Origin of the sequence: Sinomicrobium sp., from assembly GCA_029266035.1 — a bacterium.
In the GTDB taxonomy this organism is placed as follows: domain Bacteria; phylum Bacteroidota; class Bacteroidia; order Flavobacteriales; family Flavobacteriaceae; genus Sinomicrobium.
This window is the reverse complement of record JAJUFH010000018.1, coordinates 1-17771: the sequence shown is the minus strand read 5'-3', so window position 1 is coordinate 17771 and position 17771 is coordinate 1. Positions and strand designations below refer to the sequence as shown.

Below are 17771 nucleotides of genomic sequence, written 5' to 3'. Positions count from 1 at the left end.
GATCGTCTAAGCATTTAAAGCGACTAACGGGATTGTTAATAGCATACCAAAATCCCGTCATCACCATCGCTTTAGCCCTTTTTTTCACTAGTTTTGTAAAGACAATTGGAAAATTCGGACTGTATAACGATCGTTTCCACCAAGGGGAAACAAATTTCCCTTTTTCAAATTTTAAAATAAAACCATTATGAGTTTACTGAATTCTGTTCTCAAAATTTTTGTAGGAGATAAAGCGAAGAAGGACATTGGAGAGATACAGCCACTGGTGAATAAGATAAAGGAAATAGAGCAACAACTCTCTTCTTTATCTCATGACGAACTCAGGGCAAAGACCCTGGAATTCAAAGCCCAAATAGAGGAGGCAAGGGCTTCTTTCAACGAAAAAATAGCCGCGCTTCAAGAAGAGGCCGACACTTCTGAAGACATCGACCGCAAGGAAGACATCTACACCGAAATAGACAAACTCAAAGACGAGGCCTACAAGGCCACTGAGAGCAAACTCGACGAAATACTTCCAGAGGCTTTTGCAGTTGTCAAAGAAACGGCAAAGCGATTTACTGCCAATACTACCTTACAAGTTACTGCCAGCGCATTCGACAGAGAGCTTTCGGCCACCAAAGATTACGTTACACTGGAAGGAGATCACGCGATATGGAAAAACTCCTGGGATGCCGCCGGTAAAGAAGTGACTTGGGATATGGTTCACTACGACGTTCAGCTCATCGGAGGAATCGCACTACACCGCGGAAAGATTGCTGAAATGCAAACAGGTGAAGGTAAAACCCTGGTGGCTACACTTCCCGTATACCTCAACGCCCTTACCGGAAATGGGGTACATCTGGTAACGGTAAACGACTATCTCGCCAAAAGGGATAGTGCCTGGATGGGGCCTCTATTCGAATTTCACGGCCTTTCAATAGACTGTATCGACAATCACAGACCCAATTCGGAAGGACGGAGAAAGGCGTATAACTCTGATATCACCTACGGTACCAACAACGAGTTTGGTTTTGACTACCTCAGAGACAATATGGCGCATACTCCCAACGACCTAGTACAGCGCCCACACAACTACGCCATAGTGGATGAGGTCGACTCCGTACTGGTCGACGACGCTCGAACCCCGCTTATCATTTCCGGTCCCGTCCCCGAAGGCGATCGCCATGAGTTTAACGAGCTCAAACCGGTAGTATCCGACCTGGTACAAAAACAACGACAGTATCTGACAGGTGTTCTCGCCGAAGCCAAAAAACTCATAGCCGAAGGAAATGCAAAAGATGGAGGATTTCTCTTGCTAAGAGTACATAGAGGTCTTCCAAAAAACAAAGCCTTGATCAAGTTTCTCAGTGAAGAAGGTATAAAACAACTGCTTCAGAAAACAGAGAATTTCTATATGCAAGACAACAACCGGGAAATGCCTAAGGTAGATGCCGAGTTGCTCTTTGTAATCGACGAAAAAAACAACCAAATAGAACTCACTGACAAAGGAGTGGAATACCTCTCGGCAGACACCGATCCCGACTTCTTTGTCATGCCCGATATAGGTACCGAAATCGCAAAAATCGAAAATCAAAAACTCTCCACAGAAGAAGAAGCTGAACTCAAAGATCAACTCTTCAGAGAATTTTCGGTAAAAAGCGAGCGCATTCACACTATGAACCAATTGCTCAAAGCCTATACCCTTTTTGAAAAGGATACCGAATACGTGGTTATAGACAACAAGGTGATGATTGTAGACGAGCAAACCGGACGTATAATGGATGGAAGGCGTTATTCTGACGGACTACACCAGGCTATCGAAGCCAAGGAAAACGTCAAGATTGAAGACGCCACCCAAACTTTCGCTACGGTAACACTTCAAAACTATTTCCGTATGTACCGCAAACTTTCCGGGATGACAGGTACGGCGATAACCGAAGCAGGAGAATTTTGGGAAATCTACAAACTAGACGTAATGGAGATCCCTACTAACCGGCCTATAGCCCGACAAGATAAACAGGATCTCATATACAAAACCAAAAGAGAAAAATACAATGCAGTAATCGACGAGGTTACACAACTGTCGCAAGCCGGAAGACCTGTACTGATAGGTACCACCTCTGTAGAGATTTCAGAATTGCTCAGCAAAATGCTACACCTGAGAAAGGTTCCGCACAATGTACTCAACGCAAAACTGCACAAAAAAGAAGCCGATATCGTATCCGAAGCAGGTAAGCCAGGTGTGGTTACCATCGCAACCAATATGGCCGGTAGGGGTACCGACATCAAGCTTACAGATGAGGTTAAAAAAGCAGGCGGACTGGCAATTATAGGTACCGAAAGACACGACTCAAGACGAGTAGACCGTCAGCTCAGAGGACGTTCCGGACGTCAGGGAGACCCTGGAAGTTCACAATTTTACGTATCCTTGGAAGACAACCTCATGCGACTTTTCGGTTCGGAAAGGGTAGCAAAAATGATGGACCGCATGGGGCTAAAAGATGGAGAAGTGATACAACACTCCATGATGACCAAATCTATTGAAAGGGCACAGAAAAAAGTAGAAGAAAACAACTTTGGCATACGTAAACGACTGCTCGAATACGACGATGTGATGAACGCCCAAAGAGAGGTGGTGTACAAAAGGAGACGACACGCCCTTCACGGTGAACGCTTGAAAGTAGATATCGCCAATATGATATTCGACACCGCAGAGAGCGTTTCGGAAACCAACAAAGCGGCAAGTGATTACAAGAATTTCGAATTCGAGCTCATCAAGTATTTCTCTTTGGTATCACCAGTGACGGAAGAAGAGTTTTCCAGACTGACTGCACAGGAAATCACCTCCAAAGTGTACAAGGCAGCATATCAGTACTACAACGATAAAATAGTGCGAAATGCTGCCACTGCTTTCCCGGTGATCAAAAATGTTTACGAAAACCAGGGCGACAGATTCGAGCGTATAGTAGTGCCTTTTACCGATGGTACCAAAACCCTCAATGTGGTTACCAACCTGAAGGAGGCCTACGAAAGTGAAGGAAAAAAACTGGTTGGCGATTTTGAAAAGAACATCACCTTAGCCATTATAGATGACGCATGGAAAACTCACCTGCGCAAAATGGACGAGTTGAAACAATCGGTACAGCTCGCAGTACACGAACAGAAAGACCCTCTGCTCATCTACAAATTTGAAGCTTTCGAACTCTTCAAAAGTATGATAAGCGATGTAAACAAAGATGTGGTTACCTTCCTCTTTAAGGGAGAATTACCCGCTCAAGACTCTTCAAATATTCAAGAGGCAAAAGAACCAAAAAAACAGGAGAGCTATCAGACTTCTAAAGAGGAAGTACTAAACAGCGACGAAATGGCAGCGCGCCACCGACAAGCCGGACAACAGGCGCAATCCAGACCACAGGTTACCGAAACCATTGTAAGGGACAAACCCAAAATAGGAAGAAACGACAAGGTAACCATAAAAAATGTTATGAGTGGCGAGAGCCAAACCGTCAAGTTCAAACAGGCCGAACCTCTTCTCAAAAAAGGAGAATGGGTGATTACCGAAGAGTAATATATAACACTTCGGCTATTTGAGACCTCTTAACACGCAAAAACAGCGACTTCGACAATATCGGAGTCGCTGTTTTTGTTTGTAAGAAGCTTCACCGGAGACACTTTTTTGCGTAAGTTTGGAATAGAAAATCAATGGTATGTATTTTAAACACCCTGAAATCCTTTGGGCTTTACTATTTTTGATTATTCCCGTTGTCGTCCACCTGTTTCGACTGCGAAAATTTGAGTATACCCCGTTTACCAATGTGATATTTCTCAAGGAAATACAGCAGGAAAACCACAAGAGTTCTCAACTCAAAAAATGGCTCGTTCTCGCCTCTCGGCTGTCGCTAATCACTGCACTTGTCCTAGCTTTTGCCCAGCCGTATAATCGTCAAAACACAACTGCCCTAAAAAAGGCAGAAACCGTCGTTTACCTCGATAATACCTTTAGTATGCAAGCTGGAGGAGTACAGGGAGCACTACTCGTTCAAGCCGTTCACGACCTAATTGATCAGCCTCCTGAAGGGGAGATTTCACTCTTTACGGACAACACTTCATTCTCTAAGACTCCGATTCAGGAAATAAAACAAGAACTCTTACAACTGGAGTATTCCAGCGTTCCTCTTTCACCAGAAAATATAATTCTCAGGGGAAAAAATATGCTGAGTACCGACACCACTACCCAGAAAAACTTTGTACTTATTTCCGACTTTCGAGCTTGGCCTCCTCACAGCATACCCGACAAGGACAGTATAATAAACTACTACCCTGTTGTATTGCGTGCGCAGCACAGCGAAAACATTGTGCTCGACAGCGTATTCCTCTCCGACGCCGACAGCCAATCTTTAGAACTGTCGGTACTGCTCTCAAAAAGTGACAGCACAGCACTAACCCTTCCGGTTTCTCTTTACAATGGTGACACCCTTATTGCCAAGACAACAGCTGCCTTTGACAAAAAAGATTCAAGCCGTAGCAGTTTTCGTATTCCAAACAACAGATTGGTCGACGGAAAGGTTGTTATTGAAGACCGAGGTCTCTCTTACGACAACAGCTTGTATTTTTCTATCAACCCACCAGAAAAAATCCGAACCCTCATTATAGGAGATGCATCTAACCGATACCTGCGAAAGATTTTTACCGAAGACGAATTTGAAGTAAGGGTCTCCACCGCCTCACAATTAGACTACAGCCTTATTCCAGCACAGGATTTCATCGTTTTAAACGAATTGGAAGACATTCCTGTCTCTCTAGCTCAAGCCTTGCACAACGCCAGTACAAAAGGGAATATTATACTGGTTATTCCATCGGAAAAAACTCCTACACCTCAGTTCAATGCCCTCTTCCGCAGCCTGAATACAGGTGCTGTTACTCCCCTATACACAGACGACGAAAACAAAAGGAGGAAAAAGATTACCGATATACAGTTTGCCCACCCTGTATTCCGAGCTGTCTTTGAGCACAGCCTCTCTAAAACTGACAATTTTCGATATCCCGAAGCCCAGCCTATTTTTAATATCGATGGAAGTGTAAAAACCGTTCTCGGTTTTGAAGACAACTCCCCTTTCCTCGCAGAAAGAGACCGTGTATTCTTCTTTACCGCTCCGTTAAACAGCGATTACTCCGATTTTAGCAATACACCACTTATCGTTCCGGTGCTTTACAATATTGGTCGTATGGCACTCCCCCATCCAGCTCTGTATTACCAAACCGGAATCCAAGCGACACTGAGTAATAGAAAACCGTCGCAAAGACAAGGAGAAGATATCATATCACTACATCAAGATCAGCGATTCCTAATTCCTCAACAACGCTCTTTTCCAGAAAAAATAGAATGGTACACCTCGGATGAAGTACCCGGGAACGACGGTCACTATCAGCTAAAATACGGAGACAGCCTGTTGCAACACATCAGTTTTAACCACATGAGAAAAGAGAGCAAAACCCTGTCGACACTCTTCCCTCAAGAGAGTGAAACAGCGACGCTTTCTTGGCAAAACACAGTGCTAAAAATAAAAAATGACGGGAGCATTCGGGAGCTTTGGAAATGGTTTGTTATTTTTGCTCTCGTATTCCTCCTCACAGAAATACTGCTTTTAAAATATTTTAAATGAAGATTCTCCTAAAATCTGCAAGGGTTATCAACCCGAAAGGCGAATACCACAACCAATCGCTGGACATACTGGTGTCTGATGGTCTTATTTCTGAAATCTCAGAAAACATCTCTGCTTCAAATGATACTGAGGTTATTTCACTTCCCAATCTACACGTATCGCAGGGATGGACAGATACGAGTGTCTGCTTCGGCGAACCGGGATACGAAGACAGAGAAACCATAGCCAACGGACTGCTAAGCGCGGCAAAGAGCGGATTTACAGCCGTATTGCTCAATCCCAATACCTTTCCCGTAATAGACAGTCGAGCTGACGTGGCTTTTCTAAAATCGAGTGGAGCCGGTTACGGTACCGATTTATACCCTATAGGAGCCTTAACCGCAGGGAGCGAAGGCAGTGATTTGGCAGAGCTCTTCGATATGAAAAATGCAGGAGCCGTAGCTTTTGGAGACTATCAAAAGGCTGTGAGCAATCCCAATCTGCTAAAAATAGCCCTGCTGTACACCGCGAGTTTCGGCGGTGTGGTCTGCTCCTTCCCTCAGGAAAACAAAATTGCCGGAAAAGGAGTTGCCAATGAAGGTAGTGTTTCAACCAGACTTGGATTAAAAGGAATTCCGGCTTTAGCCGAAGAATTGCATATTGCAAGAGATCTCTTTATCCTAGAATACACAGGAGGAAAACTACATATCCCCACCATTTCAACCGCAAAATCGGTTGCTCTTATCCAGGAAGCAAAAGCAAAAGGAATGGATGTGAGTTGTAGTGTAGCCATCTCCAACCTCATACTCACAGACGAGGCTCTAGAGACCTTCGACACAAACTACAAACTCCTGCCACCACTGCGCGGAAAAGAAGATGTAAAAGCTCTTATACAAGGTCTGAAAGAAGGTGTAATCGACTATGTCACCTCCGATCACAACCCTGTAGATATAGAACACAAAAAGGTAGAATTCGACAGCGCTATGTTTGGCAGTATCGGACTGGAAAGTGCTTTCGGCGCTCTGAGAAATGTATTAGACACCGAAAAAGCAGTGGCACTGCTCACTTCCGGACGTCGCCGTTTTGGCATTGCAGAGTCTGTATTGCTCCCCGGTCAAAAAGCCGACCTCAGCCTGTTCGATCCCGACAGTGAATACACTTTTGATAAATCACATATTCACTCCCGATCAGAAAACAGTGCTTTTCTCGGACACAGATTAAAGGGCAAGGTGTACGGAAGTCTAGCCAATGGCATACTCACATTCGCTAAGTAAGACATCAACAGCATTAAAGACATGGAAAACGAGACGGTATTATCCGGAAAAAACGCTGCCATTATCGCCTATATCACCATCATAGGGTGCATTATTGCCATATTTATGAATATGGAACCTAAAAACGAATTTGCCCGCTTCCACATCAGGCAAAGTTTCGGCTTATGGATTTCCTTTTACGCCATAGGTTTCCTCGTTGGCTTCGCAAATAGTTGGGCTGCCACTATAGGTTTTTACCTCTTTTTTATCATCCTTATCATTTACAGCCTCTCGGGAGCCATTACGGGTAAAAGACAAAAAGCACCATTGGTGGGAGACCACTTCCAGAAGTGGTTTACATTTATCGTATAAGTCAAAAATATCACCTACTATGCAAAACCGGGAACTATCTCTATATCACCTTGTTCGAAAACCTGGAAAACACAACGGGAAGTCACCTGTATTGTTTATGTTTCACGGATATGGGAGCAATGAAGAAGACCTCTTTTCCTTTGCCCCTGAATTACCAGAAGAACTGTGTATCATCTCGGTGCGGGCACCTTACCCTTTAGCGCCCTATGGCCACGCTTGGTATGCCATACACTTCGATGCCGAAGACGGCAAATGGTCGGACGACACTCAGGCTAAAACATCGCGAGACCTTATTGCAACCTTTATCGACGAAGCCGTAGAAGCCTACGACTTAGATCGAGATAGGGTAACGCTGATGGGATTCAGCCAAGGAAGTATTCTCAGTTATGCGGTAGCCCTGTCCTACCCCGAAAAAGTCAGGAATATCATCGCTCTTAGCGGATATATCAACGAGAATATTCTACTTGACGATTACGATAAAAAAGATTATTCCAAACTCCGTTTTTACTGCTCTCACGGAACAGTTGATCAGGTAATTCCCGTATCTTGGGCTCAAAACACCCCTCCTTTTCTCAAAAAACTGAATATAGACCACATCTACGAAGAGTTTCCCGTAGGCCACGGCATAGCTCCACAGAATTTTCACTCCCTTTTGAAATGGCTTTTGGAAAGAATGGATTGAGTTTGGGGTTTGGAGTTTATTAGTTTTCTGTTTCGGACAAACAACACCTCCGATATTTCCCAAGTTCGAAGCCTTTTAAGAAATAAGCAGTATTCCCGAAATAAATTGCATCCCCTCTCACAACTCCTCCCTTTAAACAAAGGGAGGTACCCAAGCACAGCGCAGGGGGAGGGTTCTGAAATCCCAAACGATTGTACATATCCCAAACGTTTAGGGTAAAACAGCTATGTTTCGGGCTTGTCAAAACTCCCCGTCCAGCGAAGCTGTCCACCCCTCCCCGCCTGCCGGCGGGAAGTTCGTCTGAAGAGGGGAGTTTTATTAGTTGATTAGTTCGTAGTTGGTAGTTTTTTTATTGTATCAAGACAAAATGAAGAGAAGGAATGTGTGGAGAAGAAGTGTTCTTCTGTTGAAGATTCTTTGGGCTTGGGGGAAGATTCTTCACTCCGTTCTGAATGACAGTGGCTTCACTCAGTACAAAAATCGGCTAGTCTCCTAACACCATACTTTCAACAAATCGATATCACTTCGGGAAGATTTGTATTTTTGCACAAAATCGGGCAAAGTGAAAAACATAAGTAGTGTACAAAATCCTCTGATAAAGCAGCTGGTACAGCTTCAGGAAAAGTCGAGGACAAGAAAGTCTACAGGGCTATTTGTTCTGGAAGGACAGCGAGAACTGTTGTTGGCGCTCAAAGGACAATACGAAATCACTACGGTACTGATGCACGAAGCCATCTGCGATATTGACGCTGTAATGGCGATGTGGCATGAACACAGCATTCCCTTTCCCGACTGTATCATTATTTCTGCAAATGTATATCACAAGCTAGCCTATCGCGACACTACCGAGGGAGTCATAGCCATTGCGAAAAGCAAATCTCATACGCTAAACCGTTTGGAGTTACCGCCTACTAATCCACTTATACTCGTAGCCGAAGCACCGGAAAAACCGGGTAATATAGGCGCCTTGTTGCGTACAGCCGATGCAGCCAATGCCGATGCAGTAATTATTGCCAATCCTAAAACAGATCTCTACAATCCGAATATCATACGTTCTAGTGTAGGATGTGTGTTCACCCGAAATATAGCAACAGGAAGCACCGAAGAGGTAATATCCTATTTAAAAAGCCGCAAAATCAGTCTGTACGGAGCGGCACTTACGGCCTCAGTACCTTATCACACTGTTGATTTTACCGGAGCTTCTGCCATTGTAGTAGGTGCCGAAGCCACCGGACTCAGCAATGCGTGGTTACAGTGTACCGACCAAAATATCATCATTCCTATGGAGGGGGAGATCGATTCTATGAATGTTTCGGTAAGTGCTGCCATTTTAATCTTTGAAGCTAAAAGGCAACGCGGATTCAAAGAGATGTAATCCCTAGTCTAGAAAGTCCTGCAAGATGATATTGCTCACTTTCCAGATCTCTATAATTTCTCTTTCAGGCATACTTATTTCGCTTAGCATCACCTTGTTTTCATTTGTAATAACATTGACAGTACGGGCGTACTGCATGTTTTTTTCTACTCTCCCAACAAATATTCCCCTTTCACTACTAACCAAGACATGGAGTTTTCCAAAAACAATCTCATCTATACTTTCCACAGGAGTTCCAACCGCATAAGCTATTCCTTTGAAATCGGCCGGATACACCATATCTACTGCTTGAAAAGCACGTGAACCCGGTCTGAAATGAAAAGGAAATCGGTAACGAGGAAGATCTTTCAAAAATAGCTCATTGTTCCACTTGGTTACATATTGATATTGCAACTCTTTAGGAACAGTAATAACCTCTTGTAAATCGTCACTTTCTAAATTCCGATTCAAAAATAGCTGATTCAAGTCGATATTGTACTTGCTACTGAGTTCTATCAAACGAGCATAGTCCAAACTATTTCGCTTTTTCCAAGTAGAAATAGTATTAGCCCTCACTTCGAGCAGAATAGATAATTCCTTATTGGTCTTTATCCCCAATTCGCGCTTGAGATTTTCAAGGATCCTCTCTACATCGGGGCCTTCTTCGCTAGTTGTGTAGTTAGGGGGGGGAGTATCTACACTTAGGTTGTTTGTTTTGTTTGCCTTCATTTTATTCACTTCGTTCTAAAATATCAGCAGTGGCCAATCTGCAAATAAAGATTCATCAAGTATACAACGAAAAATATGGGGCTCTTAGTATATTCGAACGGGTTGAACAGTGTAAACCGACAAACGGATACAATGCTCATAATTCCAATCGTCAAAACACAGCTTTCACCAAAGATATCTGGAGTATTCCGCTGAGTTTAAACATTCTGAGTATCAGACTGCAAAATCTTTACAGCCCGATACAAGAAAATATAAACCAACAATTAATTCACAGGATAGGTCACGATAAACTCGCTCCTTCTGTTTAGTTGATGTGCTTCTCTGCTACAATCTACTCCATCGGCACATTCGTTAATCAGCTGGGTTTCTCCATATCCTCTACCGCTCACGCGTTCAGGATCTATTCCGCCTTTGTTGACGATATAGTCTATGGTAGCTTTGGCACGACGTTCAGACAAGGCCTCGTTGTATGCATGGCTACCACGGCTGTCAGTATGCGAACGCACATCTACTTTCAGATCGGGGTACTTCTGCAATACTGCAATAACCTTGCCAAGTTCAATCTCCGACACCTTTCTAATACCTGAACCATCAAAATCAAAGTAAATCGGTTTCAAGCCCAATCTCTCCGTAAGATCGTCGCCCGGGGCAAAAGGCATCTTTGAGTTGACCAACTCCACCAACAATTCCCTTTTCTCTTTATTTTTCAAAGGAGCTATCCATTGCTCCTTGGTCTGATAGTCTGTTTTTTCGGTTCTCAACGCATAGCCTTCAAAAGGCCATACAGGTACACAAAAACGACCGTCTGCATCGCTGGTTACGGTGGCTAGCACCTGGTTTTCGGCGTTTCTGATTCCTACTTGGGCACCCACAAGTGGTGCTCTACTGATGCTGTCTATCACTCGGCCGCAAAGACTTGCTTCCAAATCCAATGGGGCTCCAACTACACTGTAAATATTATCAAATCCACTCTCCTCATTACGGTTGGACGACAGAAATCCTTTGCCATCCCCACGCATCACAAACCCAAAATCGTCCCATTTGGTATTTACAGGTTCACCTAGGTTTAATACTCTAGCCTCTCCAAAAGGTCCCTCTTGCAAGGCAAACACATCCAGTCCACCAAAACCAGGATGCCCATTGGAGGCGAAGTACAATTGCCCGTTTTCATCTATAAAGGGAAAAGACTCTTTACCCGCAGTGTTGACGGGTAACCCTAGGTTTTCTACATCTCCAAAACTGCCGTCTTCTGCTATCTTGACCTTAAAAATATCGGTATCCCCTAGACTGCCATCTCTATCGGATACAAAATACAGATAATCTTCCTCCGGGCTCAAAGCCGGGTGAGCGGTAGAATAGGTCTTGTCGTTGATAGATAAATCTTCTACTTCACCCCATTTCTCACCGTCGAAAACTGTTCGGTATATCTTCAGGTGATTCGTTCCCTCATCGTCTTTACCAAACTTACCTGAACGGTAGTTGTTTCTCGTAAAATACATGATTTTCCCATCGCGAGTAACCGCCGCTGTAGTTTGATGATATTTAGAATTCACCTTCCCTTTCAGCTGCTTGGGGTTAGACAGTGTTCCATCCTCATTGATATCGGCCGTATAAAATTTCAAAAATGGCATTGCATTCCATTTATGGCGGCGATTAATCAACGTACCTGTATCTCGCGCCGAAGAAATCAATACCTGATCGGCTCTGTAATACGCAGTACTAAAATCGGCGTAATCCGAATTGATACCGGCATCTTGCAAGCGGTATTCCACTACACCATCGGGCAGCGTAGTCACCTCCCCAGTCCAAGTAGAAATCGCATCCTTATCTGTTCCTAACTGAGTGTAGAAATGCTCTAAGTATTCGGTCGCCTTTTCTGTATCTCCGGCTACTCTGAGGCACTGCCCATAACGGTAATAATATTCCGGAGCTACCTCCGTATTGTACGAAAACATTTTTTCGTAATACTGTTGAGCCTCTTTATACCGACTGTTAAAATAATAGGTATCGGCCAGCTTGCCGTACAATTCAGCCGACTCAAAGCCTTGCTCTACTAGTGATTTATACAACTCCTCTGAACTGATATAGGCGTACTTGTCATAAGCCTTATCTGCCCTGCGCTTACGCCCTTCTTGTCCATGAACAGGTAAAGCAAAAACGGCTAATAATACTATGAGTAAATATCTTGTCATAACACTGCTGTTTTGTCTAAAAGAATCGAGGGTTAACGATACGGTTTTTCAGGTTCATAATATCAAAGCGCACAAAGACTTCATGCGAACCGTTGTTGTAATTGCCTAGTGGTGTCGTGTCGCGGTCGTAGGCATAACCGATCTGCATACCCGGTGCCACCTCAAAGCCTGCTAGGAAACTCACCGCAGCATCCCAACGATAGGCCGCTCCTAAGGTCAGGCGCTCATTGATCAGAAAGTTTGCCGTCACATCCACAGACAATGGGGCTCCTGATACTGCCTTAATCACTGTAGCAGGTTTAAACTTCACACTGTGACTTAAATCAAATACATACCCTCCCATTAAATAAAAGTGCATTTGTTCTTTAGCTACCGAGTTTTTATAATCGTCGTAAAAATGAGTCTCTAAAAACGACGGTATCGAAAAACCGATATACCACTTCTCTGAGTGCAGATAGGCTCCCGCTCCGAAATTGGGTGAAAACCGACTCAAACGTCCGCTCAGGTTGGGATCGTCTTTATCGTATAAATCCAACTTGTTGTAGTCGACCACTAAAGAACTACCTCCGGCCATCACTGCAAGGTTCAACCAGGTGTCGTAACCCAACCTCAGTTTATAGGAAAATGAGGCATTGATATAGGTGTCCGTAGAAGGCCCGATCTCGTCGTGAATCACCGAAAGTCCGAGTCCGTGACCCTGATAGCTGATCGGGGCGTGAATAGAAAACTGAGAGGTCGTAGGCGCCCCGTCAAGCCCCACCCACTGACGACGGTGCAAACCGAAGATACTCATCGTTCCTCGTGTGCCCGCATATCCCGGGTTCACGCTGATGGTGTTGTACATATATTGAGTGAATTGAGGCTCCTGCTGGCCATAAGACCACAATGCCGACAATAACCCCAAACAGACTAATACTATTTTTTTCATACCAACTTGTTTCATGTGTTTATCTGAGAATAACACCCTTCATTTTAGTTCATATAGAGATAACCTGAAAGGTCTCTCGTCACATTGTTCTCCTTGTACTTGATGATGTAGAAGTACGTGCCCGTAGGTAACTTCTGTCCGCTGTTGATCGTTGCACGTCCGTTGGAATATCCGTTAAAGCGAATGGCGCTATTGTCGTATCCCCGACCTTCGTACACCTTAACACCCCAGCGATTGTAGATCTCTACCGTATTGTCAGGGTAGCGCTCCAAGCCTTTTACAAAGAAAAAGTCGTTGCGGTTGTCCCCGTTGGGTGAGATTCCGTTATACACGATAAGATCGTGTTTTGGGGTATCGTCTACCAACACCTTACCTAGCGTAAAGATCCCGTAGCCTGACACTGCAGAAGTGATAGTCTTCTCCTCTACATTGGCTACGCCTCCTTCGTCTACCCATTGTCCGCTGATCTCATCCCAGCGCACAATGTGCAGCGCTTTACCGGTCTCATCAGAGAGTAGGCTGGCAGGTGTGGTACGCTCGTCCCAAGAAAGGGTGAGTACTACTACCGATTCTCCGCCGGTGCGTTCAATCTCCCAGTACTCCGCATCGTCGATCTGGTCGATAATCACTTCTTTCTCAAAGTGAGGATACTGCAAATCAGAGTTCTTGAGGATATACTGTGAGGTAAAGTGATCTTCAGGATTATTGGGTTGACTCATAGCCGCCATACGGTACATCTTTTCGTCACCTATGGGATATACAAAAGGCTCATCCCCTACCTTGCGCACCTGACCGTCTACAAAGCTGTGGTCGGCCACTCCGCTATGGGTAGCTCCTTGTTGAAAGATCACCATACCACCAAAGTCGTCACCGTCTACAATACCGTCGGTAAAATCGGCCAGACCTGAGATACTGATATCTCCCGAAAGCTCAAAGGCAGGCTGACTGGCAGGGTTGTCAAACAACACATTGTAAAAGTCGGAAGGCATACTTCCGCTGAGTTGTTGTTTGCCGTACATCCCTTTAAAAAGCGTGTTGCCGCTTTGCTGACCCGGACTAAAACTCACCAGGCCGTCGTTGTTCCAGTTCCCGTAGATATAAAAGGTGCCGTCATTGAGCATATCACCACTACCGCGGTTGTTAAAATGACCCAAAGTAGACACCTCCGTATCCGGGGAGATGCTCAGTATACCAGTGTTCACTGTTTGAGCCATACCTAAAGAGGCAAAACCTCCCATAAATACAACTACTGATATATCTCTTAATATATTCATCCTTAATTGGTTTTAGCTTTTGAAGGTAACATGGGGTTGGTAACAATCATACCGGCAGGCAGGATATTGGCATAAAAATTGGCCGTATTCGATTGAAAAACACCTTGAAGAAAACTTACCCTAAAAGTACGCATCCCTTCCGTTGAAGTTGGCGTAGTGTTTTCGTACTGTAAAGCATCAATCAAAGACTCCGCATCGGTTTTTGAAAAGGTACCTCCTCCAGAACTATTGGTAAACACTAACTGTTTCTCTCCATTTTCAACAATCGCTTCTACTTCATAAGTAACTCCCCCCAAAGTAATATTAGGTATATTGGCTCCATCTGAAAAATCTAACGGAATAATACCTCCAGAAGAAGCTCCATCTACCAAAATATGTTCGTCACTTCCATCGGCAATATCCACCGTATTAAAACGGATGGTCAGGTTGCTGATCGGGTCGGATGAATTGTCATCCCTGTCGATATTACTGTTCGTACCGGTGGTAAAGTTGATAGGACTGCCGGTATAGGCTCCTTCATTAAAAGTGGGACAGGGGCCTACACAAAAATTATTGTCGTTGTTGTTTAGGTCTAAAACAGGAGCTGATGCTACATTAGGATCGTTAGCCCATTGTACTCCAGCCGAAAAATCCAACCCAAAATAAGCGGCCGCCCCCCCATCGGCTCCTACACTGATCCGAAAGGTACTCATTTCGTCATAGGTTACCCGAACGCGATAACGATCGCCGTTCGCCGTCCCCGGGTTAAAACCATTATTCGTGGTGACAGTAGATCGAAAACGTGTCAAACCTGTTTCCTCGTTATAGATTTCTTCTAGATAGGTATTATTGGGATTCGTGGACCACTCCCTTTTTCCAAAACCGCCAAATTCTGAAAACTGATTGGAACCTCCCGATCCTGCTCCATCAATATCATAGGAATTCACATAAATGTTTTGCAGGATTACCAGGTCGCCCATAAGGGTATTATCATCAAATGATCCCCCTGTGATAAACTGAAATTCAAACAAGGCATGCCCTCCGCCAGAATTAACTCGACCAAATTCTGAAATAAACCAATTTTCACTATCATTACCCGGATCACTGGGACCATTACTCAAACCCGATGCATCATCCCTATCATAATTTTGAAAAGGCATACCTTCTACTTCTATCGTTCTAACAATAGCATCTATTTGCTGAAATACGCCCGGCGATACTTCAATGGTTATCACGTTTTCATATAAAAAAACAGCACCAGCACTGGTATCACTAGAACCAGCTTTTCGACTCGCATCACTTTTCTTGAAATTTATCGGTTCAAGACTGGCATCATAAATTGGCAACTGTGCCTGTACCTGTACCAGCCCTGCAAAAAACAGGAGAAGTGGTGCGAATATTTTTATTGTTTTTTTCATGTAGTATGAAATCATTTTAAGGGTATTTTAAACCCGCGAGGCTTATTAACCCTCGCAGGTTTTTGCTTTATACTACTTTACCACAAACACTATGTTCATAAAGGAGGCCGGAGTAACTGTACCGTCTTTGACATCATAGGTCAATACCCCATGGGCGTCGATAGATACATTTTCAAATATCTCCGTATCGTAATAGGTGATATAATACTCCAATTCTGTTGCACCTAAAGTAGGTATCGCCCCAGATGCCCCTGCACTGCGCACTACAGGCGAACCGAACTGCTCAACATATTCAGCGTGTAAATCACGAGTCAGGTCCGTAGTCGCTCCTCCTGAAAGGTCGAACACCACACTTGGCATATAGAAGAACTTAGGCATGGCTGCTCTTGCAGAGCGCACTGTACCGGAAGCATCTGTATAAAGAACATTCTGAACAGGCTCATCATCCACACGGGTGTTAGGATATTTTGGCAATATTAACTCTCCTTCAGCATTAATGGCTGCCTGACGTTGATCTGACGTACGGAATTCTAACTCCGACTTGTTATCGCTACCATCACCTGTATAAAGTGCTACCATACCACTTTGGTGATACACATTAGAATTACCACCAAACTGAGCTGTAAAAGTTACTCTACCTACTACATCGCCATTCTGCAAATTTTCTGGTGCGGCTGCTGTTCCTCTCGCTTTTCGAAGATTGATAGAAGGATCGTAAGAGGCAGGTCCATTGGCTCCCACATAACTCCTTATCATGATATCGTCGTCTTCATCAGAAGATCCTTCACCTTGAATTACAAATGCTCTATCGGGTTTGTTATTGATTCCAATCCAACCGTTGTGATAGATATTCTCGTCCAACTTGGTTGCAGCTTGATCTGTATCATTGCTATACCAAGGCTCTTCAGCTCGTGCTACTGCAACACTATCTCTCAATTGATCGAGAGCATCTTGTACATTGTTGGCACCGTTTAAGCCTCCGTCCTGATTATTATAACTTACATTCCCTGCAGGAACATCACTGTAAACTACTGTCCCATCTTCCTGTACTACTCCTACTTTTCCAGCATCCGTAGGATCGGCACTCAACTTCTCAGGAGCAACAGCCCCATCTACGATGTTCTCTGTTTGAACCGCGTTGTCGGCGAGTTTCTCGTTAGTAACGGCATTATCACCAAGCTTTGTGGTAGTAACAGCTCCATCTATAATATTGCCTGTATCTACGGCATTAGCAGCAAGTTTCTCGTTGGTTACAGCATCATCGGCAAGTTTATCCGTAGTTACTCCTCCATCAGCTATACCAATTCCGGCATCGGCCAAAAGTTTAGCTGCTCCGTTAGTACCTCCGGTAAACTCTATTCCGTCAGATACTGCCAAATTACCTTTATTAGCTTCGATGGTTTGTGCCAACTCATCAATAGCACCTTGGGTAGTTGTAGCACTTAAATCTGAGTCTTCATTATTGTAAGCAATATTGCTAGCATTCAAATCGATGCTTGTGATCGTGTTACCCGCTGAATCCAAGAAGTTATAGCTGTTGCTCGCAGCATCAAACTCTACTTTAACTGAATTAACATCAAAGGTAACATCACTACCGTCGTTGTTGGTAAAGGTATAAGTACCATTTTCATTATCGGTAATATCAGATTTATCAACACTTACTGTGGTCCCATCAGGCTTAACCAAGGTTACTGAACCGTCACCGTTGTCTACCAAGTCGATGTTGGCGTTGCTGTTATTAATGTTCTGAATCACTTCGTCAATTGCAGCTTGTACATCAGTAGCTGTTAATCCACTGGTAGTGTTGTCATATCCACTGGCAGCAGCATTAGTATCTATGGAAGTAATAGTGTTATCTGCAGCATCCTTAAAGATATAAACCCCATCTTCCTCGGTAACAGTAGTTGTATTGGCATCGATAATAACCTCTTTACCATCTACCGCGGTGTGGGTATATGTTCCATTTCCG

The 17771-nt window shown here is 44.1% G+C and carries 11 protein-coding genes and 1 pseudogene; 6 read left to right on the top strand and 6 right to left on the bottom strand.

Features of this window, described 5'->3' with window-relative positions:
• Nucleotides 1-187: 187 nt before the first annotated feature.
• The 6 genes from secA (at nt 188) to ACYZZR_RS09295 (ending at nt 9303) form a co-directional block, all read left to right on the top strand.
• On the top strand, nt 188-3547 hold the full coding sequence (gene secA, locus ACYZZR_RS09320; protein WP_461533734.1) for a preprotein translocase subunit SecA: 3360 nt from the start codon (nt 188-190) through the stop codon (nt 3545-3547).
• A gap of 139 nt (nt 3548-3686) precedes the next feature.
• Complete coding sequence (locus tag ACYZZR_RS09315; protein ID WP_461533733.1) at nt 3687-5642, top strand: BatA domain-containing protein; 1956 nt, start codon at nt 3687-3689, stop codon at nt 5640-5642.
• Nucleotides 5639-6895, top strand: coding sequence for a dihydroorotase (locus tag ACYZZR_RS09310; protein WP_461533732.1), 1257 nt, complete (start codon nt 5639-5641; stop codon nt 6893-6895). The genes ACYZZR_RS09315 and ACYZZR_RS09310 overlap by 4 nt, the downstream gene beginning before the upstream one ends.
• A gap of 21 nt (nt 6896-6916) precedes the next feature.
• Nucleotides 6917-7246 (top strand): hypothetical protein, encoded by a 330-nt coding sequence (locus tag ACYZZR_RS09305; RefSeq protein ID WP_461533731.1) that lies wholly within the window; start codon nt 6917-6919, stop codon nt 7244-7246.
• A gap of 19 nt (nt 7247-7265) precedes the next feature.
• Nucleotides 7266-7928, top strand: a complete 663-nt coding sequence (locus ACYZZR_RS09300) for an alpha/beta hydrolase (protein ID WP_461533730.1) — start codon at nt 7266-7268, stop codon at nt 7926-7928.
• A gap of 562 nt (nt 7929-8490) precedes the next feature.
• Nucleotides 8491-9303: a TrmH family RNA methyltransferase gene (locus ACYZZR_RS09295; protein WP_461533729.1), complete on the top strand. Its 813-nt coding sequence runs from the start codon at nt 8491-8493 to the stop codon at nt 9301-9303.
• 3 nt (nt 9304-9306) lie between these two features.
• On the opposite strand, the gene ACYZZR_RS09290 is transcribed toward ACYZZR_RS09295, so the two are convergent.
• From ACYZZR_RS09290 to ACYZZR_RS09265, 6 genes and pseudogenes are all read right to left on the bottom strand, one after another.
• Nucleotides 9307-10011: a helix-turn-helix domain-containing protein gene (locus ACYZZR_RS09290; protein WP_461533728.1), complete on the bottom strand. Its 705-nt coding sequence runs from the start codon at nt 10009-10011 to the stop codon at nt 9307-9309.
• A 263-nt stretch (nt 10012-10274) separates the two neighbouring features.
• Nucleotides 10275-12203: an OmpA family protein gene (locus tag ACYZZR_RS09285; protein WP_461533727.1), complete on the bottom strand. Its 1929-nt coding sequence runs from the start codon at nt 12201-12203 to the stop codon at nt 10275-10277.
• Nucleotides 12204-12219: 16 nt separating this feature from the next.
• Nucleotides 12220-13131, bottom strand: a complete 912-nt coding sequence (locus tag ACYZZR_RS09280) for a PorP/SprF family type IX secretion system membrane protein (RefSeq protein ID WP_461533726.1) — start codon at nt 13129-13131, stop codon at nt 12220-12222.
• A 44-nt stretch (nt 13132-13175) separates the two neighbouring features.
• Nucleotides 13176-14405, bottom strand: a complete 1230-nt coding sequence (locus tag ACYZZR_RS09275) for a gliding motility-associated C-terminal domain-containing protein (RefSeq protein WP_461533725.1) — start codon at nt 14403-14405, stop codon at nt 13176-13178.
• A gap of 2 nt (nt 14406-14407) precedes the next feature.
• Entirely contained in the window at nt 14408-15802 is a 1395-nt protein-coding gene (locus ACYZZR_RS09270; RefSeq protein ID WP_461533724.1) for a hypothetical protein, read from the bottom strand.
• Nucleotides 15803-15874: 72 nt separating this feature from the next.
• Nucleotides 15875-17771: pseudogene (locus ACYZZR_RS09265) on the bottom strand (hypothetical protein); the annotation flags it as partial.